20 protein-coding genes and 1 pseudogene are annotated in these 26,425 nt (G+C 69.2%); 13 read left to right on the top strand and 8 right to left on the bottom strand.

Features of this window, described 5'->3' with window-relative positions:
• The first annotated feature begins 63 nt into the window (after positions 1-63).
• The 6 genes from ACFYPG_RS04080 (at position 64) to ACFYPG_RS04055 (ending at position 8,506) form a co-directional block, all read left to right on the top strand.
• The gene (locus tag ACFYPG_RS04080; RefSeq protein WP_355006247.1) at positions 64-2,247 is read left to right on the top strand and encodes an alpha/beta hydrolase-fold protein; all 2,184 of its coding nucleotides are present in this window, start codon (positions 64-66) and stop codon (positions 2,245-2,247) included.
• Between the two features lie 104 nt (positions 2,248-2,351).
• Complete coding sequence (locus ACFYPG_RS04075; RefSeq protein WP_355006246.1) at positions 2,352-3,692, top strand: extracellular solute-binding protein; 1,341 nt, start codon at positions 2,352-2,354, stop codon at positions 3,690-3,692.
• Between the two features lie 75 nt (positions 3,693-3,767).
• Positions 3,768-4,709: a sugar ABC transporter permease gene (locus tag ACFYPG_RS04070; protein ID WP_355006245.1), complete on the top strand. Its 942-nt coding sequence runs from the start codon at positions 3,768-3,770 to the stop codon at positions 4,707-4,709.
• Entirely contained in the window at positions 4,709-5,593 is an 885-nt protein-coding gene (locus ACFYPG_RS04065) for a carbohydrate ABC transporter permease (RefSeq protein ID WP_355006244.1), read from the top strand. Before ACFYPG_RS04070 ends, ACFYPG_RS04065 begins: the two co-directional genes overlap by 1 nt.
• Positions 5,594-5,679: 86 nt before the next feature.
• Positions 5,680-7,407 (top strand): IlvD/Edd family dehydratase, encoded by a 1,728-nt coding sequence (locus ACFYPG_RS04060; RefSeq protein ID WP_387350123.1) that lies wholly within the window; start codon positions 5,680-5,682, stop codon positions 7,405-7,407.
• Between the two features lie 112 nt (positions 7,408-7,519).
• Positions 7,520-8,506, top strand: coding sequence for a LacI family DNA-binding transcriptional regulator (locus ACFYPG_RS04055; protein WP_355006242.1), 987 nt, complete (start codon positions 7,520-7,522; stop codon positions 8,504-8,506).
• Between the two features lie 85 nt (positions 8,507-8,591).
• Here ACFYPG_RS04055 and ACFYPG_RS04050 read toward each other — a convergent pair whose 3' ends face one another.
• Entirely contained in the window at positions 8,592-10,301 is a 1,710-nt protein-coding gene (locus ACFYPG_RS04050) for a cellulose binding domain-containing protein (protein WP_387350122.1), read from the bottom strand.
• A gap of 174 nt (positions 10,302-10,475) precedes the next feature.
• The gene (locus tag ACFYPG_RS04045) at positions 10,476-11,411 is read right to left on the bottom strand and encodes a hypothetical protein (protein WP_387350121.1); all 936 of its coding nucleotides are present in this window, start codon (positions 11,409-11,411) and stop codon (positions 10,476-10,478) included.
• 179 nt (positions 11,412-11,590) lie between these two features.
• On the opposite strand from ACFYPG_RS04045, the gene ACFYPG_RS04040 reads away from it, so the two are divergent.
• Positions 11,591-13,870, top strand: coding sequence for an LLM class flavin-dependent oxidoreductase (locus ACFYPG_RS04040; RefSeq protein ID WP_387350120.1), 2,280 nt, complete (start codon positions 11,591-11,593; stop codon positions 13,868-13,870).
• Here the strand turns inward: ACFYPG_RS04040 and ACFYPG_RS04035 are convergent.
• From ACFYPG_RS04035 to ACFYPG_RS04020, 4 genes and pseudogenes are all read right to left on the bottom strand, one after another.
• Positions 13,867-14,577, bottom strand: a complete 711-nt coding sequence (locus ACFYPG_RS04035) for a DNA alkylation repair protein (RefSeq protein ID WP_387350119.1) — start codon at positions 14,575-14,577, stop codon at positions 13,867-13,869. The genes ACFYPG_RS04040 and ACFYPG_RS04035 overlap by 4 nt on opposite strands.
• 21 nt (positions 14,578-14,598) lie before the next feature.
• Positions 14,599-15,590: pseudogene (locus ACFYPG_RS04030) on the bottom strand (alpha/beta hydrolase).
• A gap of 17 nt (positions 15,591-15,607) precedes the next feature.
• Positions 15,608-17,659, bottom strand: coding sequence for an N-acetylmuramoyl-L-alanine amidase (locus ACFYPG_RS04025; protein WP_387350118.1), 2,052 nt, complete (start codon positions 17,657-17,659; stop codon positions 15,608-15,610).
• Positions 17,660-17,678: 19 nt separating this feature from the next.
• Complete coding sequence (locus ACFYPG_RS04020) at positions 17,679-19,121, bottom strand: FG-GAP repeat domain-containing protein (protein WP_387350117.1); 1,443 nt, start codon at positions 19,119-19,121, stop codon at positions 17,679-17,681.
• Positions 19,122-19,366: 245 nt separating this feature from the next.
• On the opposite strand from ACFYPG_RS04020, the gene ACFYPG_RS04015 reads away from it, so the two are divergent.
• Complete coding sequence (locus ACFYPG_RS04015) at positions 19,367-20,494, top strand: DUF4185 domain-containing protein (protein WP_387350116.1); 1,128 nt, start codon at positions 19,367-19,369, stop codon at positions 20,492-20,494.
• Positions 20,495-20,659: 165 nt separating this feature from the next.
• Positions 20,660-21,373, top strand: a complete 714-nt coding sequence (locus ACFYPG_RS04010; RefSeq protein ID WP_355006233.1) for a GAF and ANTAR domain-containing protein — start codon at positions 20,660-20,662, stop codon at positions 21,371-21,373.
• A 122-nt stretch (positions 21,374-21,495) separates the two neighbouring features.
• Here the strand turns inward: ACFYPG_RS04010 and ACFYPG_RS04005 are convergent, their stop codons facing one another.
• A complete protein-coding gene (locus ACFYPG_RS04005; RefSeq protein WP_355006232.1) occupies positions 21,496-21,906 on the bottom strand; it encodes an STAS domain-containing protein in 411 nt (136 codons plus the stop codon).
• Between the two features lie 275 nt (positions 21,907-22,181).
• On the opposite strand from ACFYPG_RS04005, the gene ACFYPG_RS04000 reads away from it, so the two are divergent.
• A complete protein-coding gene (locus tag ACFYPG_RS04000) occupies positions 22,182-22,718 on the top strand; it encodes a hypothetical protein (protein WP_355006231.1) in 537 nt (178 codons plus the stop codon).
• Between the two features lie 8 nt (positions 22,719-22,726).
• Entirely contained in the window at positions 22,727-23,611 is an 885-nt protein-coding gene (locus tag ACFYPG_RS03995; protein ID WP_355006230.1) for a pyridoxal-phosphate dependent enzyme, read from the top strand.
• Positions 23,612-23,687: 76 nt separating this feature from the next.
• On the opposite strand, the gene ACFYPG_RS03990 is transcribed toward ACFYPG_RS03995, so the two are convergent.
• Entirely contained in the window at positions 23,688-24,533 is an 846-nt protein-coding gene (locus ACFYPG_RS03990; RefSeq protein WP_387350115.1) for an NAD(P)H-binding protein, read from the bottom strand.
• An 86-nt stretch (positions 24,534-24,619) separates the two neighbouring features.
• Between ACFYPG_RS03990 and ACFYPG_RS03985 the strand changes: the two genes are divergently transcribed.
• The gene (locus ACFYPG_RS03985; protein ID WP_355006228.1) at positions 24,620-25,099 is read left to right on the top strand and encodes a MarR family transcriptional regulator; all 480 of its coding nucleotides are present in this window, start codon (positions 24,620-24,622) and stop codon (positions 25,097-25,099) included.
• Between the two features lie 102 nt (positions 25,100-25,201).
• A complete protein-coding gene (locus tag ACFYPG_RS03980; protein ID WP_355006227.1) occupies positions 25,202-26,392 on the top strand; it encodes an MFS transporter in 1,191 nt (396 codons plus the stop codon).
• The last annotated feature ends 33 nt before the right edge of the window (positions 26,393-26,425 follow it).

The following is a 26,425-nucleotide window of genomic DNA, read 5'->3' as shown; positions in this document are numbered from 1 at the left end:
CACCGTTGAGTTGAGCCGGTCAGACGGGTCGCATCCGCTGCCGGCGCATGAAGGGAGTGGAGTGTGGTTACCGGACAGTATCACGGGCGTTTACGCCAGCTAGGCGTACGCCGTCGACTCTCGGCAGCGTTCACCGCCGGGGTCATCGCCGCCGCGGCGGTGCTCCTCGCGCCGCAACCAGCTGCGGCGGACACGCCGTGGCTGAACGTCTCCGCGGACCGCTACGCCACGTTCGCCGTCCCGGCGGCGTACGTCCAGGAGCACCTGGGCACCGTCTCGCAGGTCGTCGTCGAGGGAAACTTCGGCCCGTCGGCCAGCTGGGCGGAGTTCGGTCTGACCCGTCGGGGTGACGTGTGGTCGGGTGTTCTCGGCGCGTTGGAGCCGGGGCTCTACAACTACCAGCTCACCGCCGACGACACCTTGACCATCAAGGACCCGACGAACAGCACCAGTGTCGCGTCCAACCCGCTCCTGAGCACCTTCCTCGTCGCGGGTGACTCGGCACGATGGCTGCTCGACGCGCCGGCCGGCACCGGCGGCAAGATCGAGACGCTGACCTATCGGGCCGGGAACGCGCAGCGCTCCGCCCTGGTCTGGACGCCACCGGGTTACGCGGCCAAGAGCCCGAAGGGTTACCCGGCGCTCTTCCTCCAGTCGGGGGACGGCGTGGCCGCCACCGACTGGCTCGACCTCGGTCGAGCCAAGCAGATCCTCGACAACCTCTCGGCCGCGGGCGCCATCCGTCCGATGGTGGTGGTGATCAACGATGTCGACGGCTCCGACGACAAGGGGTTGAAGGACCTCGGGAAGTCGGTCACCGACAGGTACCGGGTCCTTCGCGACCCGGCGCACCAGGCCATCGCGGGCGTGTCCGACGGTGCGACGGACGCGGTGCGGGCCGCGCTCACCAAGCCGGGTCAGTTCGGTCACGTGGGTTGGTTCTCGGGCACGTCGGCGCCGGAGATCGACCGGAAGGACGCCAAGGCGATCAACCGCGGTGTCAAGCTGCTCCGCCTCTACACGGGCAACGTCACCGATCCCGCGTACAACACCACCTACCGGCTGACGAAGGCGTTGGAACGGGCCGACGTCCGGTTCGAGTTCGACGGGGTCAACCCGGACGGCGGCGCGACCTGGACCACCTGGCAGGAGAACCTCGTCGACTTCCTGCCGCGACTGTTCGGTCACGTGCGGGACCACGGGCCGAGCCCCGGTCACCAGCCGCTCAAGCGGGAGTTCACCCCGCCGCCGGCCGGCACCACCCCGACGCCCTTCGTCACCGAGGACGGGTTCGTCACCTTCGAGACGACCACTGACTTCGCTGACGCTCAGCACGTCACGGTCTGGGCGAACGTCGCACCGGGCGGCAGTTGGCTGCGACTGCCACTGACCCGCGACGGTGACCGGTGGCGGGCCACGGTGGGCCCGTTGAAGCCCTGGTTCTACTACTACCGGCTGATCGTGGACCGGGTCGCGGTCAAGGACACCTCCAACCCGACGACTGTCACCACCGAGCCGATGTGGAGCACCTTCTTCATCCCCGGGCCGGGTGCCCGACTGCTGTCGGACGTACCCGCCGGTCGTGGCGGGAAGGTCGAGAGCATGACCTACCCCAGCACGGTGGCCGGCCAGGACCGCACCGCGCTGGTGTGGACCCCACCCGGGTACGACCCGAACCGTACGCAGCCGTACCCGGTCCTCTACCTCCAGCACGGCGGCGGCCAGAACTACACGGACTGGGTGGAGATGGGCCGCGCCAAGCAGATCCTCGACAATCAGTTTCTCGACGGCGACCTGACGCCGATGGTCGTCGTGATGGGCAACGGCAACTCGTCGAACTTCAACCGGGAACTGCGGGAGAACATCGTTCCGACGGCCCGTGACCGCTACAACATCTCCAGCGATCCGTCGCAGCAGGCCCTCGCCGGTCTGTCGATGGGCGGCGGGCAGGCGTTCGGAGTGCTGCGGGCCTACCCGGGTGAGTTCGCCTACGTCGCCGCGTTCTCGGCCGGTTTCGGCAGCGGCACCGGCGTCGACGTGGCGGCGATCAACAACGGCACCAGGATGCTGCGCCTCTACGTCGGTGACCAGACCGACTTCGTGTACCCGAGCTTCATGGCGTCGCTGACCACGTTGGACAACCTCGGTATCCGCTACGAGTTCGACGGGGTCACCCCCGGGCCGCACGGCTGGGACGTGTGGCAGAAGAACCTCATCGACCTGGCGCCCCGTCTGTTCAAGCGCTAGGAGCCGTCGCTGGCGACGCCACCGGGAGCAGGGCTTCCTGCCCCCGGTGGCGCCCGCCAGCGCATGGATGCAGTGCACCGCCATCGCCGAAGGGAACCATCTCAATGAAGAGAAGACGAATATTCGCCACGGTAGCCATGCTCGCGGCGGGGACCGGCCTCGTCGCCTGCTCCTCCGACGAGGGCGGCAGCAACGCGAGCAGTTGCACGAACACCATCACCAAGCAGAACGTGCCGGTCGTGACGATGTGGGGCTGGTACCCCAACACCCAGCTCGTCGTCGACAACTTCAACAAGCAGCACGACGATGTGCAGGTCTGCTGGACCAACGTCGGCCAGGGCAGTGACGAGTACGACAAGTTCCAGACCGCCATCTCGGCGGGCACCGGCGCACCAGACGTGATCATGGTCGAGGCGGACCGGATCCCGACGTTCCAGATCCAGGGCGCGCTCGTCGACATCAAGCAGTACGGCTTCGACGCGGTCAAGGCCAACTACGGCGAGGGCGCCTGGAAGGACGTGTCGGTCGGCGACAAGGTCTACGGCGTCCCGGTCGACGGCGGCCCGGTGGCGATGATCTACCGGAAGGACATCTTCGACAAGTACAAGATCACGCCGCCGAAGACCTGGGCCGAGTACGAGCAGGCCGCCCAGAAGGTCAAGGACGCCGGCGGCCCGCTCTTCGGTGACCTCGGCGCGAACGTCTCGGCGCTCACCATGGCGCTGCAGATCCAGAAGGGCGCTGCTCCCTTCACCTACGATCCGGCGCAGCCGAAGGCGATCGGGGTGAAGCTCAACGACCAGGCGTCCAAGGACGTGCTGGACTACTGGGGCGGCCTCGCCAAGAAGGGCCTGGTCGGTACGCAGGACCAGTTCACCCCGGAATACATCTCCGGCGTCATCAACGGCAACTACGCGACGTACATCTCGGCGGCCTGGGCGCCCGGCTATCTCACCGGCGCGGGTGTCGGTAAGGGGCAGGACACCGGCAAGTTCGCGGTGGCGCCGCTGCCGCAGTGGGACTCGGCCAACCCGGTGCAGGTCAACTGGGGTGGGTCGGCCTTCTCGGTGACCAAGCAGGCCAAGAAGCCGGAGCTGGCCGCGAAGGTCGCCTACGGCCTCTACGCCGACAAGGAGTCACTCACCGACGGCTGGACCAACCAGATCATCTTCCCGCTGAACCTCACGGCGCTCAAGGACCCCGCGTTCGTCGACCTGAAGGTGGCGTTCTTCGACGGCCAGCAGGCGAACAAGGAGGTCTACCTTCCCGCCGCGGACGCCTACAAGGGCGTCGCGTACGCCCCGTTCGGTCAGTACTACCTCGACGCCATGACGAAGCAGGTCAGCGAGATCATCAAGGGCTCCGTCACCGGTTCGCAGGCTGCCGACCGGCTCCAGGAGGACGTGGCGAAGTACGCCAAGGAACAAGGCTTCACCGTTCAGTGACCGGATGGGTGGGCCGCGCCGCACTGAGCGGCCGGCCCACCCTCCACCCTCACCGTCCACGTCCCGGAGACCAAGATGACACTCCTGACCGAGAAGCGCGCACCGCGTCCTCAACCTGAGACGCGCAAGATCCGTGGCAAGGTGCACCTCCGCGAACACCTGATGGGGTGGCTCTTCGTCGGGCCGTTCGGGATCGTGTTCCTGGCGTTCCTCATCGCGCCGCTGGCCTACGCGCTGTACCTCAGTCTCTTCCAGAAGAAGCTGATCGGCGGCACCAGCTTCGTTCTCTTCGACAACTACGTGAAGGCGTTCACCGACCCGAGCTTCCTGTCCGGGGCGTGGTTCGTCATCCGCTTCTCGCTGGTCTCGATCCCGCTGCAGATCGTCATCGCGCTCGCGCTGGCCCTCATCCTGGACTCGGTGACCACAGTGTTCGCCCGTTTCTCCCGCCTCATGATCTTCCTGCCGTACGCGATCCCCACAGTCATCGGGGCCGTGATGTGGGGGTTCCTCTACAGCAGGGGCTTCGGCCCGCTCACCGACATCTTCGGGCTGTTCGGCGCCACCGCACCCGACTTCCTGAGCAGCGACCTGATCTTTTATGGGCTGCTCAACGTCGTCACCTGGCAGTGGGCCGGCTACTACATGATCATCCTGTACGCGGCGTTGCAGGGCGTCGACCCGACGCTCTACGAGGCGGCCCGGATGGACGGCGCCGGGCGGTGGCAGATCGCGACCCGGATCAAGATCCCGCTGATCGCGCCCGCCCTGATCCTCATCCTGGTCTTCTCGCTCATCGGCACCCTGCAGTTCTTCAACGAACCGCAGATCCTGCGATACCTCGCCGCGGGCACCATCGGCTCGGACTTCACCCCGAACATGTACGCGTACCAACAGGCGTTCTCGCTCGCCAACTTCAACTACGGGTCGGCGATCTCCTTCGCCCTCGGCGGGCTCGTGTTCATCTGCGTGTACGCCTTCCTGTTCTTCACCCGCAAGCGGAGGAGCTTCCTCTGATGACCAACCACACCAGCGTCCGCGCCGGCGCCCGCCGACCGCAGCGCTATCTCCCCCTGCAGATCCTCCTCGGCTTCCTGGTGATCTACTTCCTCGTACCGTTCTGGTGGGTCATCGTCAACAGTTCCAAGGACGCACCCGGGCTGTTCGGCGGCGGCAACACCCTCTGGTTCACCGACCAGGTCGACTACCTCGGGAACCTGCGGCAGCTCTTCACCTACGACGGTGGCATCTACCTGCGGTGGATGCTCAACTCCACGCTCTACGCCATCGCCGGCGGGGTCGGCGCCACCGTCCTGGCGGTCATGGCCGGTTACGGGTTCGCCAAGTACCGGTTCGCCGCCCGACGCTTCAGCTTCGCCATCGTGCTCGGCGCGCTGATGGTGCCCGCCACCGCTCTGGTCATCCCGACCTTCATCATGTTCTCCCGGCTCGGCCTCACGAACACGGTCTGGGCGGTGATCCTCCCGTCGCTGCTCAACCCGTTCGGCGTCTACCTGATGCACGTGTACGCGCGCGACGCGGTGCCCGACGAGCTCCTGGACGCGGCGCGGGTCGACGGCGCGGGAGAGATACGGACCTTCATCCAGATCGCCCTTCCGCTGATGCGTCCCGCTGTGGTCACCGTGCTGCTCCTGTCGGCCGTGGCGTCCTGGAACAACTACTTCCTGCCGCTGGCCATGCTCTCCGACAACCGGCTCTTCCCGGTCACCGTCGGCCTTGGCCTCTGGCAGGGAATCGCGTCCGCGAACAACGCGGGAACCACCTCGCTGTGGAGCCTCATCATCCTGGGCTCCCTGGTGTCCGTGATTCCGCTGATCATCGCGTTCTTCAGCCTGCAACGACACTGGCGCGGCGGCCTCTCCGTCGGAGGTCTCCGGTAGGCCGCGCGGCGCCACCAGCCAATCCACCACACGCGCATTGATCGCCGCGCAGGACGCGGCCGGACGGATGACAGAGAGGTGTGCTGATGTCGACGACGAATCGACCGCTGCGCAGCGGGGAGTGGTTCGGTGCGGAAGGCCGCAACGGGTTCATCCATCGGTCCTGGATGCGCAACCAGGGGTTCGCGGACGACGTCTTCGACGGTCGCCCGGTGATCGGCATCGCCACCACCTGGTCGGAGCTGACACCCTGCAACGCCCACCTGCGCGACCTGGCCGAGTCGGTGAAGCGGGGCGTGTGGGAGAGCGGGGGCCTGCCGCTGGAGTTCCCGGCGATGAGCCTGGGCGAGCCGCTGATGCGACCCACGACCATGCTCTACCGCAACCTGCTGGCGATGGAGCTGGAGGAGTCGGTCCGCGCCAACCCGCTCGACGGGGTGGTCCTGCTCTCCGGCTGTGACAAGACCACCCCCGGCCTGCTGATGGGAGCGGCGAGCGTCGACCTGCCGACACTGATGTTGACCGGTGGCCCGATGCTCAACGGCAAGTTCCGCGGCCAGGACATCGGCTCCGGCACCGTCGTCTGGCGCTTCACCGAGGAGATGCGGGCCGGTCGGATGACGGCGGCCGACTGCTCCGAGGCGGAGGTCGGCATGTCCCGCAGCCGGGGCCACTGCATGACAATGGGTACCGCCTCCACGATGGCCTGTGTGACCGAGGCGCTGGGTGTGCAGCTACCGGGGGCGGCCGCGGTGCCGGCGGTCGACTCCCGGCGGTACGCGCTCGCGCAGGCCGCCGGACGCCGGATCGTCGCCATGGTCGAACAGGACCAACGGTTGTCCTCGGTGCTCACCAGGCAGGCGTTCGAGAACGCCGTCCGGGTCAACGCCGCCATCGGCGGCTCCACCAACGCTGTCGTACACCTGCTCGCGATCGCCGGACGCCTCGGCGTCCCCCTGTCGTTGGAGGACTTCGACACCCTCACCGCCGACGTGCCCATGCTCGTCAACCTCATGCCGTCCGGGACGTACCTGATGGAGGACTTCGCCTATGCGGGCGGCCTCCCGGTGGTGATGAAGGAACTCGCCCCGCTGCTGCACATGGACCACATCACCGTCAGCGGCAGGAGCGTGGCGGAGAACGTCGACGGCGCCCAGTGCTGGAACCGGGACGTCATCGCCACCATGGAGGAGCCGTTCCAGCCCGCCGGGTCGGGCACCGTGGTGCTGCGCGGCTCGCTCGCGCCGTCCGGGGCGGTGCTGAAGGTCTCCGCCGCCTCCGCCCACCTCCTCACGCACACCGGCCCGGCGCTCGTCTTCGACCGGATCGAGGAGTACGTCGTCGCCGCCGACGATCCGGACCTCGACGTCACCCCCGACACGGTGATCGTCGTCCGCAACGCCGGCCCCCGGGGCTACCCCGGCTTCCCGGAGGTGGGCAACGTGCCCATGCCACGACGGTTGCTCGCCGACGCCATCACGGACATGGTGCGGATCTCCGACGCCCGAATGAGCGGCACCGGCTACGGCACCTGCGTCCTGCACGTGGCACCGGAGGCGTCAGTGGGCGGTCCGCTCGCGCTGGTACGCAGCGGCGACCTGATCTCCGTCGACGTCGCGACGCGCCGCCTCGACCTGCTGGTCGACGACGCGGAGCTCGCCGTACGCCGCGCCGCCTGGCAGCCTCCGAAGCCGGTGGCCGACCGGGGATGGGTACGGCTCTACAGCGAACACGTTCAGCAGGCAGACAGCGGCGCGGACCTCGACTTCCTCGTCGGTGGCAGCGGCAGCGCGGTGCCCCGTCACTCACACTGACGGCCACGAACGGACGAGGCCCACGAGGAACTGACTCCATGGAAGAACGGATGGCCCGCCAGTGCGAGTTCACACAAAGGCCGCTGTGACGGCGGCCGACCGGCCACCGGTCATGGCTGACGTCGCTCGTCTGGCGGGCGTGTCACACCAGACGGTGTCCCGGGTCATCAACGGCGCGCCCAGCATCAGGCGCGAGACCCGGGAACGGGTCCTCGAAGCGATCCGACGGCTCGACTACCGCCCCAACACCGCGGCCCGCGCGTTGGTTCGCGGACGGTCCGGGATGATCGGCATCATCGGCACGGCCAGGACACTGTTCGGTCCGACCAGCATCCATCGCAGCGTCGAGGACGCGGCCCGGGCGGCCGGCTACTTCGCCACCTCGGTGAGCCTGTCCGAGGTGACGGTACGGGCGCTCAGCGACGCCACCGAACACCTCATGCGCGTCGGCGTGGAGGGCGTCGTGATGATCGCCGGCAACGACGAGGCCCTCGAGGTGGTGCGGATGACGCGATCGAGCGTCCCGTTCGTCGTCGTGGAGGGCGACGTGTCCCGGGCCAGCGTGACAGTCGGCGTCGACCAGGTGCTCGGCGCCCGGATGGCCACCGACCACCTCCTCGACCTCGGGCACCGGGAGATCGTGCACGTGAGCGGCCCGCTCAACTGGGCGGAGGCCCGTGCCCGACTCGAAGGCTGGCGTCAGGCGATGAGTGCGGCGGGTCTACGCCCGCCGGAGCCGGTCGAGGGCGACTGGAGAGCGCACAGCGGCTACCTCGCCGGGCTGCGGGTCGACGAGATGCCCGGGGCCACGGCGGTGTTCGCCGCCAACGACCAGATGGCCATCGGTGTGCTGCGCGCGCTGCACGAGCGTGGACGGCGGGTGCCGCACGAGATCTCCGTCGTCGGATTCGACGACGTCCCCGAGGCGCCCTACCTCATCCCACCCCTGACCACGATCCAGCAGGACTTCGACGCGGTCGGGCGGCGGGCCATCACCGCTGTCACCCAGGCCATCGACGACACGGTGCCGCACCGCCTGCCGCTGGTCGTCCCCAAGCTCGTGGTGCGGCAGAGCACGGCGTCGCCGACAGCCACCTGACCAGCCGACCATCCGAACCCCGTCGACGGGCGGGAGCCCCGGCGTATGGCCGGGGCTCCCGCGACGTACGTGGTGACCGAGGTGTTCAGAGGGTGAACACGAGGGTGGAGATGCTGCGGGCGCCGACGTTGATGGTGGCCTGACCGCCGTTGACGCTGGTGGGCTGGCTGGCCGCGTTGGCGTTCTGCGAGGTGAGGTAGTGCTCGGCCCGGGTGACGTTCTGCGGGGCCTGGACCACGGCGTTGTTGACCGCGCTGTTGGAGCGGTTGAGGATCACCAGGGTGATCTTCCCGTCGCCCTGGTAGGCGGTCACCTCCAGCGGAGAGGCTTTCGAGCTCTTCGTCAGGGCGACCCGCTGGTAGCCGGGGCGCACGTACTTCGCGTACTGCGAGAAGGCGTACCCGCGCTTGAGGGGTGCGCCCGCGACGGTGCCGAACGCCGATTCGCCGTCACCGATGAAGGAGTAGTAGCGCTTGCCGTACCACCAGATGTAGGCGTTCCAGTTGGCCTCCATCGACTTGTGCACGGTGCGCATGATGTCGTCGAGGGTCTCGTTCCAGACCGCCGCGTTGGCGGGGTTGCCCCAGATGTTGGAGCCGCCACCGTCGGCGGCGTGCAGGTTCCACTCGGTCATCCACACCGGCTTGTTGTGCTGCTCGGCCAGCGAGTACGGCCGCAGTCGGCCGGACTCCTCGGTGCCGTAGAGGTGCCCGCCGATGTAGCCGATGTTGTTGCGGGCGGTCGCGTCGTTGAGGGTCGGGTCGGTGAAGTTGTAGTTCATGTTCACCGCCTCGGCCACCATCAGCTTGGTGTTCTGCACCCTGGTGCCCTGGTCGCGGACGAAGGTGCGCAGCTCGGTGCCGCTCCAGTCCATCGAGTCGTAGTCCGGGTGCCAGTCCGGCTCGTTCTGCACCGAGGTGACGTCGATGGGTACGCCCTGGCCACGCATGTACTGCACGTAGCTGTTGAGGTGGTTGGCGTAGTCGTCGTAGTAGTCGGTCTTCAGCTTGCCGCCGTTGACCCGGCTGTTGTTGGTCTTCCACGCCGCCGGCGCGGTCCACGGCGAGGCGAGGATCTTCACGTTCGACCCGTACGACTTCGCCGTCTTCAACGAGTTCACGTGCGTCGCCCACTCGCTGGACACTGGCGACAACCCGGTCCGCACGATCGACAGCCCCAACTGGTTGGCACCCATCCCGACCAACGTCTGGGTGTCCGTCGTCGACCAGGCGCTACCCCAGATCGACTGCGCGGCCCCGAACCCGTCGACGGTCTGGTACCTGGTCGCGTTGTTCACAGTGATGTCCGCCGGCCCGGTGGGTGGCGGCGGGTCGGTCGGCGGCGGAGTCGTCGTCGGTGGCGGGGTCGGCTCTGTGCCACCGGTGCAGCCCACCCCGTTCAACGCGAAGGTGGTGGGATCGGGGTTGCTGCCGGTCCAGGATCCGTTGAAGCCGAACGAGACCGTCCCGTTGGTCGGTATGGCCCCGTTGTAGCCGACGTTCCTGGCGGTGACCGCGGTCCCGCTCTGCGTCAGTGTCGTGTTCCAAGCCTGGGTGACGGTCTGGCCGGCGTTGTAGTTCCAGGTCAGCGTCCAACTCGTCACCGCGTCACCGAGGTTGGTGATGGTGACGTTCGCGCCGAAGCCACCCTGCCACTGCGACGACACGCTGTAGTCCACCCTGCAGCCGGCGGCTGCGGCTCCCGCCGGCACCGCCATCGCGACCCCGACCGACGCCAGCAGGACGGCGCCGGCCGACAGCAGGGCGACGTTCCTCGCTCTTCCGCTTCTTCTCATTGAAACTCCTCCTGAACTGGTGGTGGTATCCACGCCTCGGGAGGGCTCAGCTGTGGCGAGTTTGAGCGATGGTCGGACGGTGAGTGGTTGGGAGCGCTCCCAGGTGCTTGATTCAGAAAGTTAATTCGTCCAACGATTCCTGTCAATGCAATCGACCCTCGTTCAGCGGCCCCGTCACCGGCCGCACGCACCGCACGGGCTGCGAGTGCGCAGGTGGTGGTCGGTGGAGGCGACGAGCAGGCCCAGCCCGATGACGAGGTACGCCGACATCGCCACCCACAGGAACGCGTCGGAGAACTCGCTGTGCGAGCCCGTCGTCACCTGCACCATGCCCATGCCGAAGTAGGCCACGATGCCCGCGCCGAGCCCGAAGCCGGGCACCAGAAGCACAAGGCGAGGAATCGTCCGGCCGGCGAGCAGCGGAACCCACCACGGCCAGACCTCACCCCAGTGATGCACCAGCGCCAGTGGCAACAGCACTCCGGCCAGCACCAGGCCGATCTCCAACCCGAGCAGGGAGGCGCTCTGGTCGACGCTGTCGAAACCCACCACGAACTGGGCCGCGAAGCGGGTCACGAGACCGCCCACGGCGACCCACGCGGCCCAGCGCGCCCACCGCGCGGGTGCCGAGCGCCGCGTACCTGGTCGGATCGTCCGGCAGCAGGCCGGGCAGTCGCCCCGGGTGCGCCGCTGATAGCGCCCGGTGGCCAGAGCGAGCAGTACCGCTCCGGTGACACAACCGAGCCGACTGACGAACGCCAACGGGTCGAAAAACGGGCCGACGGTGAACAGCAGGAAGCCCACCAGCTCCGGCAGCAGGATCGCGGCCGCCGCGACCAGCGCTCCAGCGACAGCCCAGGCGAGCCCGGCAAGCGCTGGTCGCCAGGTCGCCACCCGGTCCAGGGCAACCGCCAGCCCGCCTGCGGCCGCGCACAACGCCACCGACCACCAGCCGGTGAAGCCGAGCAGGTCGAGCCCGAGCCGCCCGAACTCCGGAGCCTCGCCGACCGTCCAGGCCAGACGCACGCCCCCGTATGCCACGGCCCAGCCGAGCACCGCGTACGTCAGACCATGGACGCTTCGCCCGACGATCCGTGTCGATGTCGTCATGGACCGATCCTGCCGGCGTCCCAGCGTGGGCGGGCCCCGCTGGCAGGGGAAGGCACTCCCTCTCAGGAGGGAAGGGCCGACGGGGACCCAGGAATGATTTGCGTCGCAGATAAGTTGTCTAACAAACGATAGGCGCACAACATGATCAGTTGATCGAACGATCGGTGGATGGTGAAGCAATGTCGGACTACGGGCACGAACTCCGGTTTGGGTCGTTCCTGACACCCAGCGTGCACAACCCGGACCAGGTGGTGGCGCTGGCCGAGCAGACCGAGGCGGCGGGGCTGGACCTGGTCACCTTCCAGGACCACCCGTACAACGCGGAGTTCCTCGACACCTGGACACTGCTCAGTTGGGTCGCCGCCCGCACGCAGCGGCTTCGGATCTCGGGGAACGTCCTCAGCCTGCCGCTGCGCCCGCCGGCCGTGCTGGCCCGGGCTGCGGCGAGCCTGGACCGGCTGTCGCACGGCCGTTTCGAGCTGGGCCTCGGCGCCGGAGCGTTCTGGGACGGGGTCGAGGGCATGGGGGCTCGTCGGCTGACCGCGGGGCAGGGCGTCACTGCGCTGCGGGAGGCGATCGATGTCCTGCGCGGCGTCTGGGACGACACCGCCACCGGACCGCTGCGGCTGACCGGGGAGTACTACCCCGTACCCGGCATGCAGCGCGGCCCGAAGCCGGCACATGACATCGACATCTGGCTCGGCGCGTACCAGCCGAAAATGCTGGCCCTGACCGGCCAGAAGGCCAACGGCTGGCTGCCGACGCTGGAATACCTGCGGTCCCCGGACCGGGTGACCGCCAACCGGCTCATCGACGAGGCGGCCATCGCCGCGGGCCGCGAGCCCCGGGAGATCCGACGGCTGCTCAACCTGTTCACTGTCGACGTCTCCTCGCGCAGCCGCGGATTCCTCCAGGGTCCTGTCGCGCAGTGGGTCGACCAGCTCCTTCCGCTGGTCGTCGAGGAGGGGTTCAGCACCTTCCTGATCGGCCGTGACGAGCCACGCCTCATCCAGACCCTCGGGCAGGAGATCGCCCCCGCGCTGCGGGAGGCGGTAGCCAGGGAGCGCGCCGGCGGTGAGGTCGGCGGCGGGCCGACCCGCACAACCGTCGCGTTGGCCGAGCGGCACCCCGCTCTCGACTACGACGCGCTGCCCCCGTCGCTGGTCAGCAGCTCCGTCGAGCCCGGTGACCCGGAGTACGAGCGGGTGCGCCACACCTACAGCCGGCAAGGGTCGCCGGCGCTGGTGATCCGTCCGCGGAACGCCGCCGAGGTGGTCGACGCCGTGTCGTACGCCCGGACGCAGGACGTCCCCCTGTCGGTGCGCAGCGGCGGGCACGGCATCAGCGGCAGGTCGACGAACGACGGGGGAGTCGTCATCGACATGTCGAGGATGAACAGGGTCCAGGTGCTCGACCGGGCGACCCGTCGGGTGCGGCTCGAACCGGGTGCCCGGTGGGGCGACGTGGCCCAGGCACTCGCCCCGCACGGCCTGGCCATGAGCTCAGGCGACTACGGAGACGTGGGCGTCGGTGGTCTCGCCACCACCGGTGGCGTCGGATACCTGGCGCGCAGGTACGGCCTGACCATCGACCACGTCGTTGCCGCCGAGATCGTCACCGCGGACGGCCGCCTGCTCCGCGTCGACGACGAGCATCACCCCGACCTGTTCTGGGCCGTCCGGGGCGCCGGCGGGAACTTCGGTGTGGTCACCGCGCTCGAGCTGGAGGCGTACGAGGTCGACAACGTCGTCTACGCGCAGCTCGTCGCGGACGCGACCGACACCGCCCGACTGCTGCGCCGGTGGGGCCGACTGGTCGAGGACGCGCCACGGGAGCTGACGAGCTTCCTCTCCCTCTTTCCCGGCCGCCGTGGCAACCCTCCGGCTGCCCAGGTCACCCTCGTGTACGCCGGTGACGATGTCGAGGCGGCGCAGTCCGCCCTGGGCCCGTTCCTGGAGATCGGGCCGATCCTCGACCAGCAGGCGCAGCTCGTGCCGTACCCGGCGATCGTCGTGCCGCCGGGCAACCAGCATCGGGGGCAGGGGCTGGAGGACACCCGCAGCGGCCTGTTGCACCACGTCACACCGCAGGTGGCCGACCTCATGGACAACATGATCCATTCCGGCGACGTGATGATCATGCAGGTGCGGTCCGTCGGTGGGGCGGTCAACGACGTCGCCCGGGACGCGACCGCCTACCCGCACCGGCAGCAGAACTTCTCGGTGCTCGCCGCCACCGTCCCGGAGCGCCGACCCCAGCTCGACAAGCTGTGGGCCGAGCTGTACCCGCACCTCGACGGCCTGTACCTCAGCTTCGAGAGCGACACCGATCCGGCTCGACTGCTGGATGCCTGGCCCGAGCCCACCCTCGGCCGCCTGCGTGCCATCAAGGCCAGCTACGACCCGGACAACGTCTTCAACCGGAACTTTCCCATCCCACCGGCCGGGGCGGTCGACTAGAGCATGCCGGACAGGTACTCGCGGCGACGCTGCGGTTCGAACTTCTCGATCGCGTACCGCAGCATCACCCGTGGCATCACCCGGTAGCGGCGGGCGAGGAACTCCTCCTCCGCCGCTCTGTCCCGGTTGCCCACCTCGCGCAGCATCCAGCCCACCGCCTTCCGAACGAGGTCGTGCGGGTCGTGCAGGAGCCGGTCGCCGAGCCGGAAGGTCCACTCGAAGTCACCGGCCTTGATGAAGGCGAAGGTCGCCATGACGGCGGTGCGCCGCTCCCACACGAGGCTCGACTCGGCCAACCGGTCCAGGACGCCCCGGTCCCTGTCGATCAGCCAGGGGCCGACGATGTACGGCGCGGACGAGTCCACCAGGTCCCAGTTGTCGATGCGGCTGGTGTTGGCCAGGACGGTGCCGAAGATCCGACCCCGTTCCTGCTCGTCGCCCTTGGCGAACTTCCGCACCAGGATGAACAGCGCGGTCAACCGCTCCTCGTGCGCGCCCTCGATGAGCAGCTTCGTCGTCTCGGCCAGCGACAGGTCGCGCCAGAACCGGGCGGCCACCGTGCGCTGGTCAGGCACGGAGACACCGAGGGCCCGGTCGCCCTCGCCGTACCCGCCGGGAACCATCTGGAGGAACCGGCTCGATGCCTCGGCGCGACGGGGGTCGGCGAGGCTGGCGAGTGCCCGACGCACGTCGACGCTGGTGGCCATGACCGTCGACGCTACCGGGGGTCAGCCCGCGCGGCGTAGGCGCCCGAGCATTCCGTTGAGGTCCTGGACGAACAGGTCGTGGCGGAAGAAGTGCCCACCCGGCACCTCGCGCCACTCGTGCGGGATGCCGGCTCGGGCGAGTGCCGCGCGGAACTCGCGCTGACCGGCAAGGACCTGGGTCTCGTTGACGGTGTCGAACCAATTGACCGGGTCGGGGGAGGTTCCGGCCGCCAGGAAGATCCGCTTGTTCTGGAAACTTGGAATGCGCTGGACCGGGTTGTCGGCGCTGACCCGGGCCTCATCCCACAGCGGGACCCCGTAGACGGTGCCTCCACCGAGATCCAGCGCGGCGGAGGTGGCATTCGCCCAGTGCACGACCAGTCCGAAGTCTCGGCGGAGACTGGCCGGCCCGGAGTGCGAGCTGACCGAGCAGAAGTGGCCGTAGTACTTGGCCGCGTACTTCAGCGCGCCGAAGCCGCCCATCGAGAAGCCCGCGACCGCACGCCCGTTGTACTCGGCGAACGTCCGGAAGTTCGCGTCTATCCACGGGAGCAACTGGGCGATGTGGAACGTCTCCCAGTTGCGGGGTCCAACGAAGCTGGTCACCGGATTGGAGTACCAGCCGGTCGACGCGTCCGGCATGACGACGATGACCTCCCGGCCGGCAGTCAGACCGACGATGTTGTCCTGTAGGTGGAAGGTGCGGAAGTCGGCGTTGCCGCCGTGCAGCAGGTACAGCACCGGATACCGCTTGCCGCTGGTGTGGTAGCCGTCGGGTAGCAGCACGTTCACGCCCGGATCCCACTCGACGGCGTCGGTGGCGAAGCGGTAGTACTGCAGCCGGCCGCCGTTCTCGTGCGGTCGACGATGCGCAGGCCGTACCCGTCACCTGCGGCCTGGGCGGCGGACGACCCGGCGAGGGCGCCGCCGAACAGCCCGGCGGCGGCCGCCGCTGCCGAGCCACCGATCAACCGGCGCCGGCTGATCGACGTGGACGGGGGAACGTCGAACATGTGCGGTCTCCCTTGGGTCAGAGGGTGGTTTCGCCGTTGAGGCCGAAGAAGTCGTGCCATTTGGTGGCGCCGAGGAAGGTGGTGCCGGTGGAGAGGCCGACGTGGACGTCGTTGAAGCTGCCCTTGGTGAAGGCGACGATGTCGTCCTTGCCGTCGCCGTTGTAGTCGCCCAGGTAGGGGAACTCGCCGGGTAGGCAGAAGAGGTCGTTCCATTTGACTGTGGTGCCGACGAACGAGGTGCCGGTGGAGACGGCGGCGTAGACGTCGGCGTCGGCGTTGCAGGTGAAGGTGACGATGTCGTCGCGGCCGTCGCCGTTGATGTCTCCGACGCGGGGTTGTTCTGTCCGGACGGCGAACAGGTCGTGCCACGTCTGGGGCGCGCCGAACGAGGCTCCCGTGGACAGGGCGACGATGACGTCCGATGCCGTGGGCGGCCCCTGGGTGAAGGTGATGATGTCGTCGCGGCCGTCGCCGTTGACGTCGCCGAGGGCCGGGTACTCACCGGCGATCGAGAAGTACTCGTGCCACTTGAGGCCGGGGCCGAAACTCGTGCCGGTGGACAACGCCACGTACACGTCGGCGTTGGTGTCGTGGGTGAAAGCGATGATGTCGTCGCGTCCGTCGCCGTTGACGTCGCCGACCGCGCCGACCTCCGCGCCCGGCGCGAACCACTCGTGCCACTTCTGACCGCCGCCGAAACTGGTGCCGGTGGAGAGGGCCACGTAGACGTCACCGAGAGTGCCGTGGGTGAAGGCGATGACGTCGTCCCTGCCGTCGCTGTTGACGTCGCCGCTGAGCAGGGTCTCGCCGTTGAGGCCGAAGAAGTCGTTCCACTTCACCGAGGTACCGGCGAAGGCGTTGCCGGTGGACGTGGCCACGTAGACGTCGTTGAGGCTGCCCTGGGTGAACGCGACGATGTCGTCACGGCCGTCGCCGGTGAAGTCTGTCGGTGAGCCGGCCAGGTACCGGCCCCCCGAGCCGCCGGCGTTGACCAGGGAGACGTAGTAGTTCCAGTTCCAGTTCGGCCCCGGGTCGGTGTGGTCGTTGCCGGGCAGCTCGTTGTGTCCCTTGATCGACGCACGGGTCTTCGGCAGCCCGTACTTGTCGCAGAGGTAGCGGGTCAGCGCGGCGGACGACCGGTACATGGCGTCGGTGAACCAGGCCGGATTGTCGACGAAGCCCTCGTGCTCGATGCCCACCGAGTAGGGATTGGCCGAGCGTGCGTGATACGCCGTGTCGCCCTCGCGCACCATCTGGGTGATCTCGCCGTTGCTCGATTTCACCACGTAGTGCGCGCTCACCCCCGCCGACGGGTTCTGGAACCAGCTCACCGTGCCGGCGTACGACCCCTGGGTCACGTGCACCACCACAGTGGTTATCCGCGCCGACCGGCCGGCCTGGTAGTTGCCGCCGTAGGCGGACACCCAGCGGGCCGGCGCGTACTCCGGCACCGCCGCCGCGACGTTCGCGCCGGGGGCGCCCGCGGGGGCGACTCCCGCGTAGCGACCGAGTTCGGGTCGCAGCGGTCGCGGCGCGACCCGTACCGATCCGGCGGCGATTCCGGTACGCAGCAGGTCGTAGACGTGGTCGGCGTAGAGCCGGGCGGTCGACGCGTCGACGGCCGCGCTGTAGCGCGCCACCACCGGATACCAGGCGGAGAGCCGGTCGCGTGCCCCGCCGGACAGCCCTTCGTCGTCGGCCAGGTCGCGGAGCACCGCCGCACCGCCGCGGATGTTGGCGAAGGTGACCGAGCGCAGGCGGTCGACCGGTTCGCCGGTGAGCGTGGCCGCCCGCTCCAGGCTGTGCTGGGTGGGATTGCTGACCAGGTGCATGACCCCGTACCCGTTGGCCTGACTGGGCAGGCCGCCGTGCCCGTCCAGCCGGGACTCCCCGTAGGCGACGGCGACCAGCAGGTCCCGGGGCACGTCGAACTCGGCGGCGGCCCGGGTGAAGTCGGCGGTGAGCGAGCCGGGTGCCGCGGGTCCGGCCGCGTCGGCCGGCGCGACCGCGACCTGGCCGGCCAGCGCCGCCGCCAGGAGGAGGGTGCACGTGCGTCTGGTCAGTCGCATGAGATCTCCAATCCGCTGATCACAGCGTCGTCTCGCCGTTGAGGCCGAAGAAGTCGTGCCATCGGGTGGCGCCGAGGAAGCCGGTGCCGGTGGAGAGCGCGACGTTGACATCGTTGGTGGCGCCCTTGGTGAAGACGATGAGGTCGTCCCTGCCGTCCCCGTTGGCGTCGCCGAGGTAGGGGAACTCGCCGGCCAGGCAGAAGAAGTCATGCCACTTCACAGTGGTCCCGGCGAAGCCGGTGCCGGTGGAGGTGGCGACGTACACATCGGCGTTGGGATCGCAGGTGAAGGTGACGATGTCGTCTCTGCCGTCGCCGTTGACGTCACCGACCCGGGGTAGTTCGGCGCCGACGGCGAAGAGGTCGTGCCACTTCTGTGCCGCGCCGAAGGAGCTGCCGTTCGACAGGGCGACGACGACGTCGCTGGCGGTGGCGGGGCCCTGGGTGAAGGTGATGAGGTCGTCGCGCCCGTCGCCGTTGACGTCGCCGAGCGCGGGGAACTCGCCGAACGGGCTGAAGAACTCGTGCCACTTGAGGCCGACGCCGAAGCCGGTGCCGGTGGAGAGTGCGACGTACACGTCACCGGCGGGGTTGTGGGTGAACGCCACGATGTCGTCGCGCCCGTCGCCGTTGACGTCGCCGAGCGCGCCGATCTCCGCGCCGGGCGCGAACCAGTCGTGCCACTTGAGGCCAGCACCGAACGAGGTGCCGGTGGAGAGCGCGACGTACACGTCGCCGGTGTTGCTGTGGGCGAAGGTGACGATGTCGTCGCGGCCGTCGCCGTTGACGTCGCCGGTGGAGGCGGTCTCGCCACCGAGGGAGAAGAAGTCGTTCCACTTTGCTGAGGTGCCGCTGTAGGAGCCGCCGGTGGACGTGCTCACGTAGACGTCGGCGAGGGCGTTCTGGGTGAAGGTGACGATGTCGTCCCGGCCGTCGCCGGTAACGTCCGTGGCGGATCCACCGGCGATGGCGTGGGTGCGGGCCGCCTCGTTGAGCTGGGCTCGGGCGGTGGCGGCCGCCTGGTCGTACCGGTCGGGGAAGCCGGACCGTTGGACGCACTGGGCGATCTGGCCCGCGCTGTATCGGGGGTTGTCGCGGTCGCAGACGATGGCCCGGGTGACGTACTGGGTGCTGGCGTAGACCGGGTCCATGATCTGCTCCGGAGTGCCCCACCCGTAGTCCCAGCGCTGCTGGAACACCCCGAGCGACGACTTGTCGCCACACGGCAGGTTGTTCATGTGTGACTCGACCCAGCCCGCCTCGAACGCGGACAGCGTCACCTTGTCGTTGGCGTTGTAGGCCCGGGCGACCCGGTAGACGACCAGGGTCACCGCCGGGTCGCGGTTGGCGGGGATGGAGGGGCAGGCCAGGGTGCCGACCGGGTCCGCGTGCGCCGGAGTGGCCGGGACCGTCGTGCCGGCGACGCCGAGGGCCATCAGCAGGGCCAGGAGAATACGTCTCACGCTGCTCCTCGTCGGGTCGGAGATGGTCGACTGATGGCGTCACGAGACCGCCACCGACCGGGGACCGATTGCTGAGAGTTTCTTCAGGGCGCTGACGACTGTCAATGTTGTATGAAAAATTCCTTCAATGCATCGTTCATGGCGGGCAGGTATTGACAGCGGTTGTCGTCCGCGGGTTTACTCGCCCGCAACCGCTGTCCAATCACGCGGCAGGGCCATGACGAGTGCGACAGGAGAGGGCAGCCATGGGCGTACGTCGTCGCTCGTTGCTCGGCCGCGCCGCCGCGATCGGGGCCGCCAGCGCGGTCGGTTCAGTCGGCGCGATCCTGACGTCGGCCGCTCCGGCCCAGGCGGCGGTCTGGAAGAAGCGGCTGACCGGTGCGGACCTGGACACCAGTCGCCGATGGCGGGTGGCCGGCACCGATCTGGGCATCCCCTACGTGCTGGAGAACGGATCCATCGGCTACCTCTTCGGCGACACCTTCGACACGCCGTGGCCCGAGGGCCCGCCCCTGCCGAACGACTGGCGGTCGCCGGTCATGTTGCGCTCGGCCGTCCACCCCGGCGCGCCGGGCGGAATCGTCTTCGACAGCGCCGCACGCGTCGCCGGCAACGGACGGGCACCGGAGCTGATGCATAACGGCCACCACGGCATCGGCATCGACGGTCTGCCCGAGGTGACCGTCATCCCCAACGACGGCATCAGCTTTCCGGAGACCGGTCGGCAGCTCATCTCCTACATGAGCATCGAGAACTGGAACTCCGCCGGCCCGGCCGGGCCGCACTGGAAGTCCCGCTACGCGGGGCTGGCCTACTCCGACAACGGCAACGACTTCATCCGTACGCCGCTGAAGTGGTGGAACAGCCCGGACAACAAGGACCCGTTCCAGATGTGGACCATGCAGCGCGACGGAGAGTACGTCTACGTCTTCTCGGTCCGGTCGGGTCGGCAGGACGGTCCGATGATGCTGCGACGCGTCCGGTGGGATCAGCTGTTCTTCCCCGAGTCGTACGAGGGCTGGGGCTGGAACGGCACCAACTGGGGCTGGGGGAGACCCTGCACACCCATCCTCACCGGCCGCTTCGGCGAGCCATCGGTGCGCCGATTGGCCGACGGGACCTGGGTGATGGCCTACCTCAACTGCCAGAACGGATGTCTGGTCACCCGTACCGCGTCCGGGCCCGACCGGGCCTGGACGGGGGAGAAGATTCAGCTGACTGGCTGGCAGGAGCCCGCGCTCTACGGTGGGTTCATCCATCCCTGGTCCAGCCGGAACGCCGACGACCTGCACCTGATGGTCTCGAAGTGGACCCGCACCCCGGACGGCCGCAGCACCGCCTACCACGTCAGCCAGTTCACCGGATCGGTGTGACGGGGGCACTGGCCGACCTCGTCGTGGGTGTGAGTGGGTGATTCAGGGGGTAGGACCACGGTTGCTGACGACCGGCCCGGGGCAGGGCTGCCGAGTATCCGACGTGATGCCGGCCGCGCCGGAATCTTCGTCCCGGCGGACGCCGATCGAGGAGGGCGTACTGCGATGACGCAGCCAACGATGGATCCCGCGGACGCGTTGGCCGAGTTGGGCAAGGTCAGATTCGACGAGGTCAGCCTCGACGAGATGCTGCTCCGGATCGCTGAGCTCGCCAAGGCGAGCATCGCCGGGACGAGAGAGGTGACTGTCACGCTGGTTCGGGGTCGGGTCGGCTGGACCGGGGCATCCACCGGCGAACTGGCCCGTCAGTTGGACGAGTGGCAGTACGAGGAGCACCGGGGTCCCTGCCTGGATGCCTCCGCCAGCGGTGACACCATCTCGGTGCCGGACATGGCGACCGAGGACCGCTGGCCGGTATGGGCGGAGAGGGCTCACGCCGCCGGGGTGGGGAGTTCCCTCTCCATCGGGCTTCCCGTCCAGGCATCGGTGGTCGGCGCGTTGAACGTCTACAGCGATTCGGTGAACGCTTTCGACCCACCCTCGATCACCAGCGCGGAGGGCTTCGGCGCGTACGCGGCGGTGGCACTGGCCAACGCACACCTGTACGAGAACGCCGCCACGCTGGCGGCCCAGATGCAGGAGGCGATGCGCAATCGGGCGGTGATCGAGCAGGCCAAAGGGATCATCATGGGGAGCCGGCGGTGCTCGTCCGAGGAGGCGTTCGCACTGCTGTCGAAGATCTCCCAGGACACCAACCGGAAGGTGCGCGAGGTCGCGGAGTCCCTGGTCGCCCAGGCGGAGGGCAGGACCCAGCGGTGAACACGCCCGCCGCTCCTCGTCGAGCCGGTCGTCGACACTGGCGTCACCGTCCCCGCCCGGCAGCGTCCGGGCGAGCGGATTGAACATGTAGCTCCTTGTCGGGGGGACGGTGGCCGCGCCGCCTACGGTTGGGCGGCGACGGACGGGCCGAGTGGCTGATGCGGCGGTGTGGCACGGCGGGGCAGGGGTGGAACCACGCCGCTGAGGCGAGCACTGGTCGGTGTGGATGTGCCGTGAAGGTGGAGATGCCCCAGCACGCCGGCCACGTCGAGCACCCGGAGGACGAACGGCGAGGGGTCGCGAAGCGTCAGTCGACCGCCGGCCTGGGCGGCCACGTGGCCGGCGTGGAGCAGGGCGCTGACGGCGTGCGCGCCGAGGAAGCGGACCGCCGCGAGGTCGACGACCACCAGTGGCGTGGGCGTGCGGCAGAGGACCTCCACCAGTTCGGTGAGCAGGTGGGCGTTGCTCATGTCGATCTCACCGACGACCCTGATCTGGCTGACGGAGCCGTCACGGCTCAACGACAGCGACATGATGGGCCGGTCCGGGCCGTACTGCGGGTCTGGTCCTGAAAACCCGACTGGGGGGTCCTGGTCGGTCACACGATGCCTCCGCCCTCGACGAGGGTGGCCGCCCGCCGCGTGCGTGCCGAGGCGAGGTGACCACTGGAGGGCGCGTGTCTTGACCCGACAAAGACCCTACCCGGGGGGTTGGGGCTCAAACCAACCCGGCACCCACCGGACGGCAAATCGTGGGCCGCCGGCATGTGGGGGGGTGTAGGGGAGCGCCCGGGGGGTAGGGCCCGCACATGCTGAAGCGAGCGGTGTGGCAGGGACTGGTGGCGGGTCTGGCCGGGGCAGCGGTGATGACGGCCGCGGAGAAGATCGAACAGCGGGTGACCGGTCGACCCGACTCCTACGTTCCGGCCCTGGTTCTGGCACGGTTGACTGGCCTGCCGGAATCCTCCGGGCAGCCGCCCCGGTGGCAGAACCTGGCAATGCACTACGGCCAGGGCGTGCTGGTCGGTGTGCTGCGCAGCGTCATGGCGCAGGCCGGGTTGCGGGGCGTCTGGGCGTCGACGATGTTCACCGCGCTGCGCCTGAGTAACGACCAGATCCTGGAGAACGCCACCGGCGTGGGGGCGCCGCCGTTCACCTGGCCCCGCTCCGAGCTCGCCATCGACGTGTTGCACAAGTCCATCTACGCGTTCGCCACCGGAGCGGTGGCCGACGCGCTCGCCGCCCGCGACGGGGCGGGTCCCGGGCAGCGGCACGCGGCGCTCCGTCCCGGTCGTCACTCGGACGTCGGACCGCTGTCCCGGACAGCCTGGGCGCGGAGTGCTTAGCTGAACGGATGATCACACCCGTTCCCCTCGGTACCTGGCCGACGCCGCTGGAGGCCGCGCCCCGGCTCGCCGCCCGGCTGGGGCTGGCCGAGCTCTGGTTCAAGCGTGACGATCTCAGCGGCCTCGGTGGGGGTGGTAACAAGATCCGCAAGCTCCAGTACACCTGCGCGCAGGCGATGGCCGTCGGCGCCTCCACTGTCATCACCTCAGGGGCGCCGCAGAGCAACCACGCCCGGCTCACCGCGGCCGCGGCCGCGCGGCTCGGCCTCCCCTGCGTGCTGGTGCTCGCCGGCCCGCCCCCGGAGACCAGGCGGGGAAACCTGCTGCTCGACGAGTTCGCGGGCGCGGAGATCGTCTGGAGCGGAGACCGTCCGCCCGCTGAGGTGGCGGCGGCCGAGGGAGAGCGACGATCGGCGTACGTCATCCCGTTCGGCGGCACCTCTCCCGCGTCGGTACAGGGTTATGTGGACTGCGGTCGGGAGCTGCGGGCCCAGTTGCCGGACGCCGACGGCGCCGAGGTCGTGACGGCGCTCGGGTCCGGCGGGACGATGGCCGGCCTGGTGCGGGAGTTGGGCGCGCGGCGGGTGGTCGGCGTGGACGTCGGCGCTGTGCCCGACCCACGGGCGACGGTCGCCGGGCTGCTCGTCGGCGAGGTGGAGCCCGGGGAGCTGCGGATCGACGGCACCCAGGTGGGTGCGGGTTACCGCACGCTGACCGACGCCGTTCGCGACGCGCTGGAGGTGACAGCGCGTACGGAGGGGATCTTCCTGGACCCGACGTACACCGGTCGGGCGATGGCGGCGCTGCTGGCCGGCAGCTTCCCGCGCGGCGACCGGGTCGTCTTCCTGCACAGCGGCGGGCTGCCGGGGCTCTTCGGCCACCCCGAGCTGTAGGGGCGCCGGCCGGGCACGCACGGCGGTGCCCTCCGGCCGATCGCGCCGGAGGGCACCGCGCCGAGCTGTCGACGGGTCAGACGCTGGCGAAGTGCTCGCGGTGATCGCTGGCGAACTCGGCGAAGGTCCGCGGCTGCCGGCCGAGGACCCGCTCGACATGGTCGTTGGTGAAGTCGCCCCACCCGGAGCCGTAGGCGACCCGGTACTCGGCGAGGACCTCGGCCGACCACTGGTCGAGGCCGGCCTGGAGCAGGCCGTCGCGTGCCTGCTGCGGGCTCTGCGGCACGTAGCGCACCGGCTGGCCGAGGGTGCGGGTGATCTCGTCGGCCGCTTGGTCGAGGGTGATGCTCTCCGGGCCGGTGGGCGTGTAGATCCTGCCCTCGTGCTGCTGTGGCGCGGCGAGGATCGCCGCCCCGGCGGCGGCGATGTCCCGTGCGTCGATCAGGCCGACCCGGGCGTCACCGAAGAGGCCGTAGAGGTGGTCACCGGCCTTGGCCGCGAGCAGGTTCTGCATGAAGTAGCTCGGTCGCAGGATGGTCCAGGCAATGCCCGACGCCTGGAGCTCCGCGTCGGAGAGCGCGTGCAGGCGGCCGTTGCGGGTTGGCGCGTCGTGCGCGGCGCCGATCGCGGAGAGCCGGACGATGTGCCGCACGCCGGTCTGTCGGGCCGCCCAGACCGCGTTCATGCTCTGGCTCGGTGCCAGCGGGCCCATCGGCATCAGCAGCCAGAGCGTCGTCACACCCTCGAACGCCGGGGTCAGTGTGGTGGGGCGGTCCAGGTCGCCGACGACGTACTCGACCCCGTCGAGCCCTGGCGTACTCGACGCGTCCCGGACGAGGGCGCGAACCGGCTGCTTGCCGGCCAGCTCCCGCAGCACCTCCCGCGACACGGTGCCGTTCGCCCCGGTTATCAGAATGGTCATGGTCATCCTCTCGGTCAGGCGGACCGAGGTCGGACCGCCGGTCGCCGCCAGCGACGATATAGTCCATAAGCTGTACAGTCCAATGATTGGACCAAATTATGAAGCGCAGCACACTGAAGGAGCAGGACCCCGACCTCGGGATCCTTGTCGTGCAGCTCTCCACGCGCGTTCAGCGGGAGATCTTCCGCCGCTCGGCGGAGCAGGGATTCGACGACGTGCGGCCCCGCCACGGCGCGGTCCTCGCGTACCTGGACGCCGAGGGCACCCGCCCCGGTGAGCTGGCCCGGCTGGCCGGCCGCAACAAGCAGACGATGGGCGCGATCCTCGACGAGTTGGAACGGCTGGGCTACGTGCGGCGTACGCCCGACCCGGCCGACCGGCGGGCGAAGTTGATAGTGCCGACGGATCGGGGCCTCAGCTTGATGGCGGCCTCCGACGGCTTCGTGCGTCAGATCGAGCAGGACCTCGCCGACACGCTCGGCCCCGACCGGTACCGCGACTTCAGGGATGCGCTGGCACGTGGCGTGGCGAGCCTTCCCGGGGCCGGCCAGGACACCGAGGGCTGAGTCGTGGGCATGTGTCGGCGCCGAACGGGTACGCCGTCGTGGCCCCGGGGGCCGGCGGAACGCCCAGGCTGACCGCTCTCCACGCAGCCGAGGAGCACCGACATGCCAATCGCGGGGCGGGCCCGACTCACGCCGACGGTCTCCCTGGTGCTGTTGGCGTCCATCCTCGTGTCGTTCCTGGCCGCGTCGGCGGCTCCGACCCCGCTCTACGGTACGTACCAGGAGCGCTGGCACTTCTCGCCTGTCACCACGACGATTGTGTTCGCCGTCTACGCCCTCGCGGTGCTCGCTTCGCTGCTCACCTTCGGCAAGTTGTCCGACCACGTCGGTCGGCGGCCGGTGCTGGGCGTCGCGATCGCGGTGCAGATGCTCGCGCTTGTCGTCTTCATCTTCGCCAACGGCGTTGCGTCACTGCTGGTCGCCCGACTCGTGCAGGGGCTGGCAGCCGGGGCCGCCACCGGCGCCGTGGGCGCCGCCATGCTCGACATCGACCGTGCCCGTGGCACGCTGGCGAACTCTCTCGCCCCCGGTATCGGCACCGGAAGCGGCGCCCTGCTGTCGGCGTTGCTCCTCCAGTTCCTGCCCGCGCCGACGCGACTGGTGTACGTCGTGCTGCTCGTCATCCTGCTGATCCAGGCCGTCGGAGTCGTGCTGATGCCGGAGACGGTGAGCCCGATGGGCGGCGCGCGCCGCAGCCTCCGGCCGGACATCGCTCTGCCCCGTCCGGTGCGCAAGCCGGTCCTGGTCGTGGTGCCGGTGCTCTTCGCGGTCTGGGCGCTGGCCGGGTTCTTCGGCGCGCTCGGCCCAGCGCTCGTCCGCAGTCTCATGAGCACGTCCATCGTGATCGGCGGTCTCGTCCTCTTCGTCTTCGCCGTCTTCGGGTCGGCAGCCGTTCTGATACAGCGCAACACCGCCGCGCGGACCGTGATCCTGACCGGGATCACCGCGCTCATCCTGGGCATGGTGGTCACGTTGGTGTCGGTCATGGCGAAGTCCGTCCCGGGCTTCTTCGTCGGCCTCGCGCTCGGGGGCGTCGGCTTCGGCAGCGGCTTCCAGGGCAGTCTCAAGACGGTCATGCCGTTGGTCGAGGCTCACCAACGTGCCAGCGTGCTGTCGGTGCTCTACGTCGTCTGCTACGTCGGCTTCGGTCTCCCCACGGTGATCGCCGGCTTCCTCGTGGTCTACGCCGGCGGCCTGCCGAGGACCGCCGACGAGTACTCGGTCGCCGTCATCCTTCTCGCCGTGGTCGCCCTGTTGGGGGTGCGCAGGGCCACCAGGACAACGCCGGGGTGATGCCGGAGAGCCGGGGTCGAGCAGTAACGCGGA

The sequence above is a fragment of the Micromonospora sp. NPDC005553 genome, assembly GCF_042871765.1.
Classification (GTDB): domain Bacteria; phylum Actinomycetota; class Actinomycetes; order Mycobacteriales; family Micromonosporaceae; genus Micromonospora.
The sequence above is the reverse complement of the archived record's forward strand: the minus strand, read 5'-3'. Positions and strand labels throughout refer to the sequence as shown.

Bases quoted from the DNA above. Each gene is read 5' to 3' on its own strand.
- ACFYPG_RS04010 (WP_355006233.1), top strand. From the start codon at position 20,660: ATGACGCAGCCAACGATGGATCCCGCGGACGCGTTGGCCGAGTTGGGC.
- ACFYPG_RS04075 (WP_355006246.1), top strand. From the start codon at position 2,352: ATGAAGAGAAGACGAATATTCGCCACGGTAGCCATGCTCGCGGCGGGG.
- ACFYPG_RS04040 (WP_387350120.1), top strand. From the start codon at position 11,591: ATGTCGGACTACGGGCACGAACTCCGGTTTGGGTCGTTCCTGACACCC.
- ACFYPG_RS04005 (WP_355006232.1), bottom strand. From the start codon at position 21,906: ATGTCGCTGTCGTTGAGCCGTGACGGCTCCGTCAGCCAGATCAGGGTC.
- ACFYPG_RS04035 (WP_387350119.1), bottom strand. From the start codon at position 14,577: ATGGCCACCAGCGTCGACGTGCGTCGGGCACTCGCCAGCCTCGCCGAC.
- ACFYPG_RS04025 (WP_387350118.1), bottom strand. From the start codon at position 17,659: ATGCGACTGACCAGACGCACGTGCACCCTCCTCCTGGCGGCGGCGCTG.
- ACFYPG_RS03995 (WP_355006230.1), top strand. From the start codon at position 22,727: ATGATCACACCCGTTCCCCTCGGTACCTGGCCGACGCCGCTGGAGGCC.
- ACFYPG_RS04055 (WP_355006242.1), top strand. From the start codon at position 7,520: ATGGCTGACGTCGCTCGTCTGGCGGGCGTGTCACACCAGACGGTGTCC.
- ACFYPG_RS03990 (WP_387350115.1), bottom strand. From the start codon at position 24,533: ATGACCATTCTGATAACCGGGGCGAACGGCACCGTGTCGCGGGAGGTG.
- ACFYPG_RS03980 (WP_355006227.1), top strand. From the start codon at position 25,202: ATGCCAATCGCGGGGCGGGCCCGACTCACGCCGACGGTCTCCCTGGTG.
- ACFYPG_RS04015 (WP_387350116.1), top strand. From the start codon at position 19,367: ATGGGCGTACGTCGTCGCTCGTTGCTCGGCCGCGCCGCCGCGATCGGG.
- ACFYPG_RS04045 (WP_387350121.1), bottom strand. From the start codon at position 11,411: ATGACGACATCGACACGGATCGTCGGGCGAAGCGTCCATGGTCTGACG.
- ACFYPG_RS04050 (WP_387350122.1), bottom strand. From the start codon at position 10,301: ATGAGAAGAAGCGGAAGAGCGAGGAACGTCGCCCTGCTGTCGGCCGGC.
- ACFYPG_RS04065 (WP_355006244.1), top strand. From the start codon at position 4,709: ATGACCAACCACACCAGCGTCCGCGCCGGCGCCCGCCGACCGCAGCGC.
- ACFYPG_RS04070 (WP_355006245.1), top strand. From the start codon at position 3,768: ATGACACTCCTGACCGAGAAGCGCGCACCGCGTCCTCAACCTGAGACG.
- ACFYPG_RS04000 (WP_355006231.1), top strand. From the start codon at position 22,182: ATGCTGAAGCGAGCGGTGTGGCAGGGACTGGTGGCGGGTCTGGCCGGG.
- ACFYPG_RS04060 (WP_387350123.1), top strand. From the start codon at position 5,680: ATGTCGACGACGAATCGACCGCTGCGCAGCGGGGAGTGGTTCGGTGCG.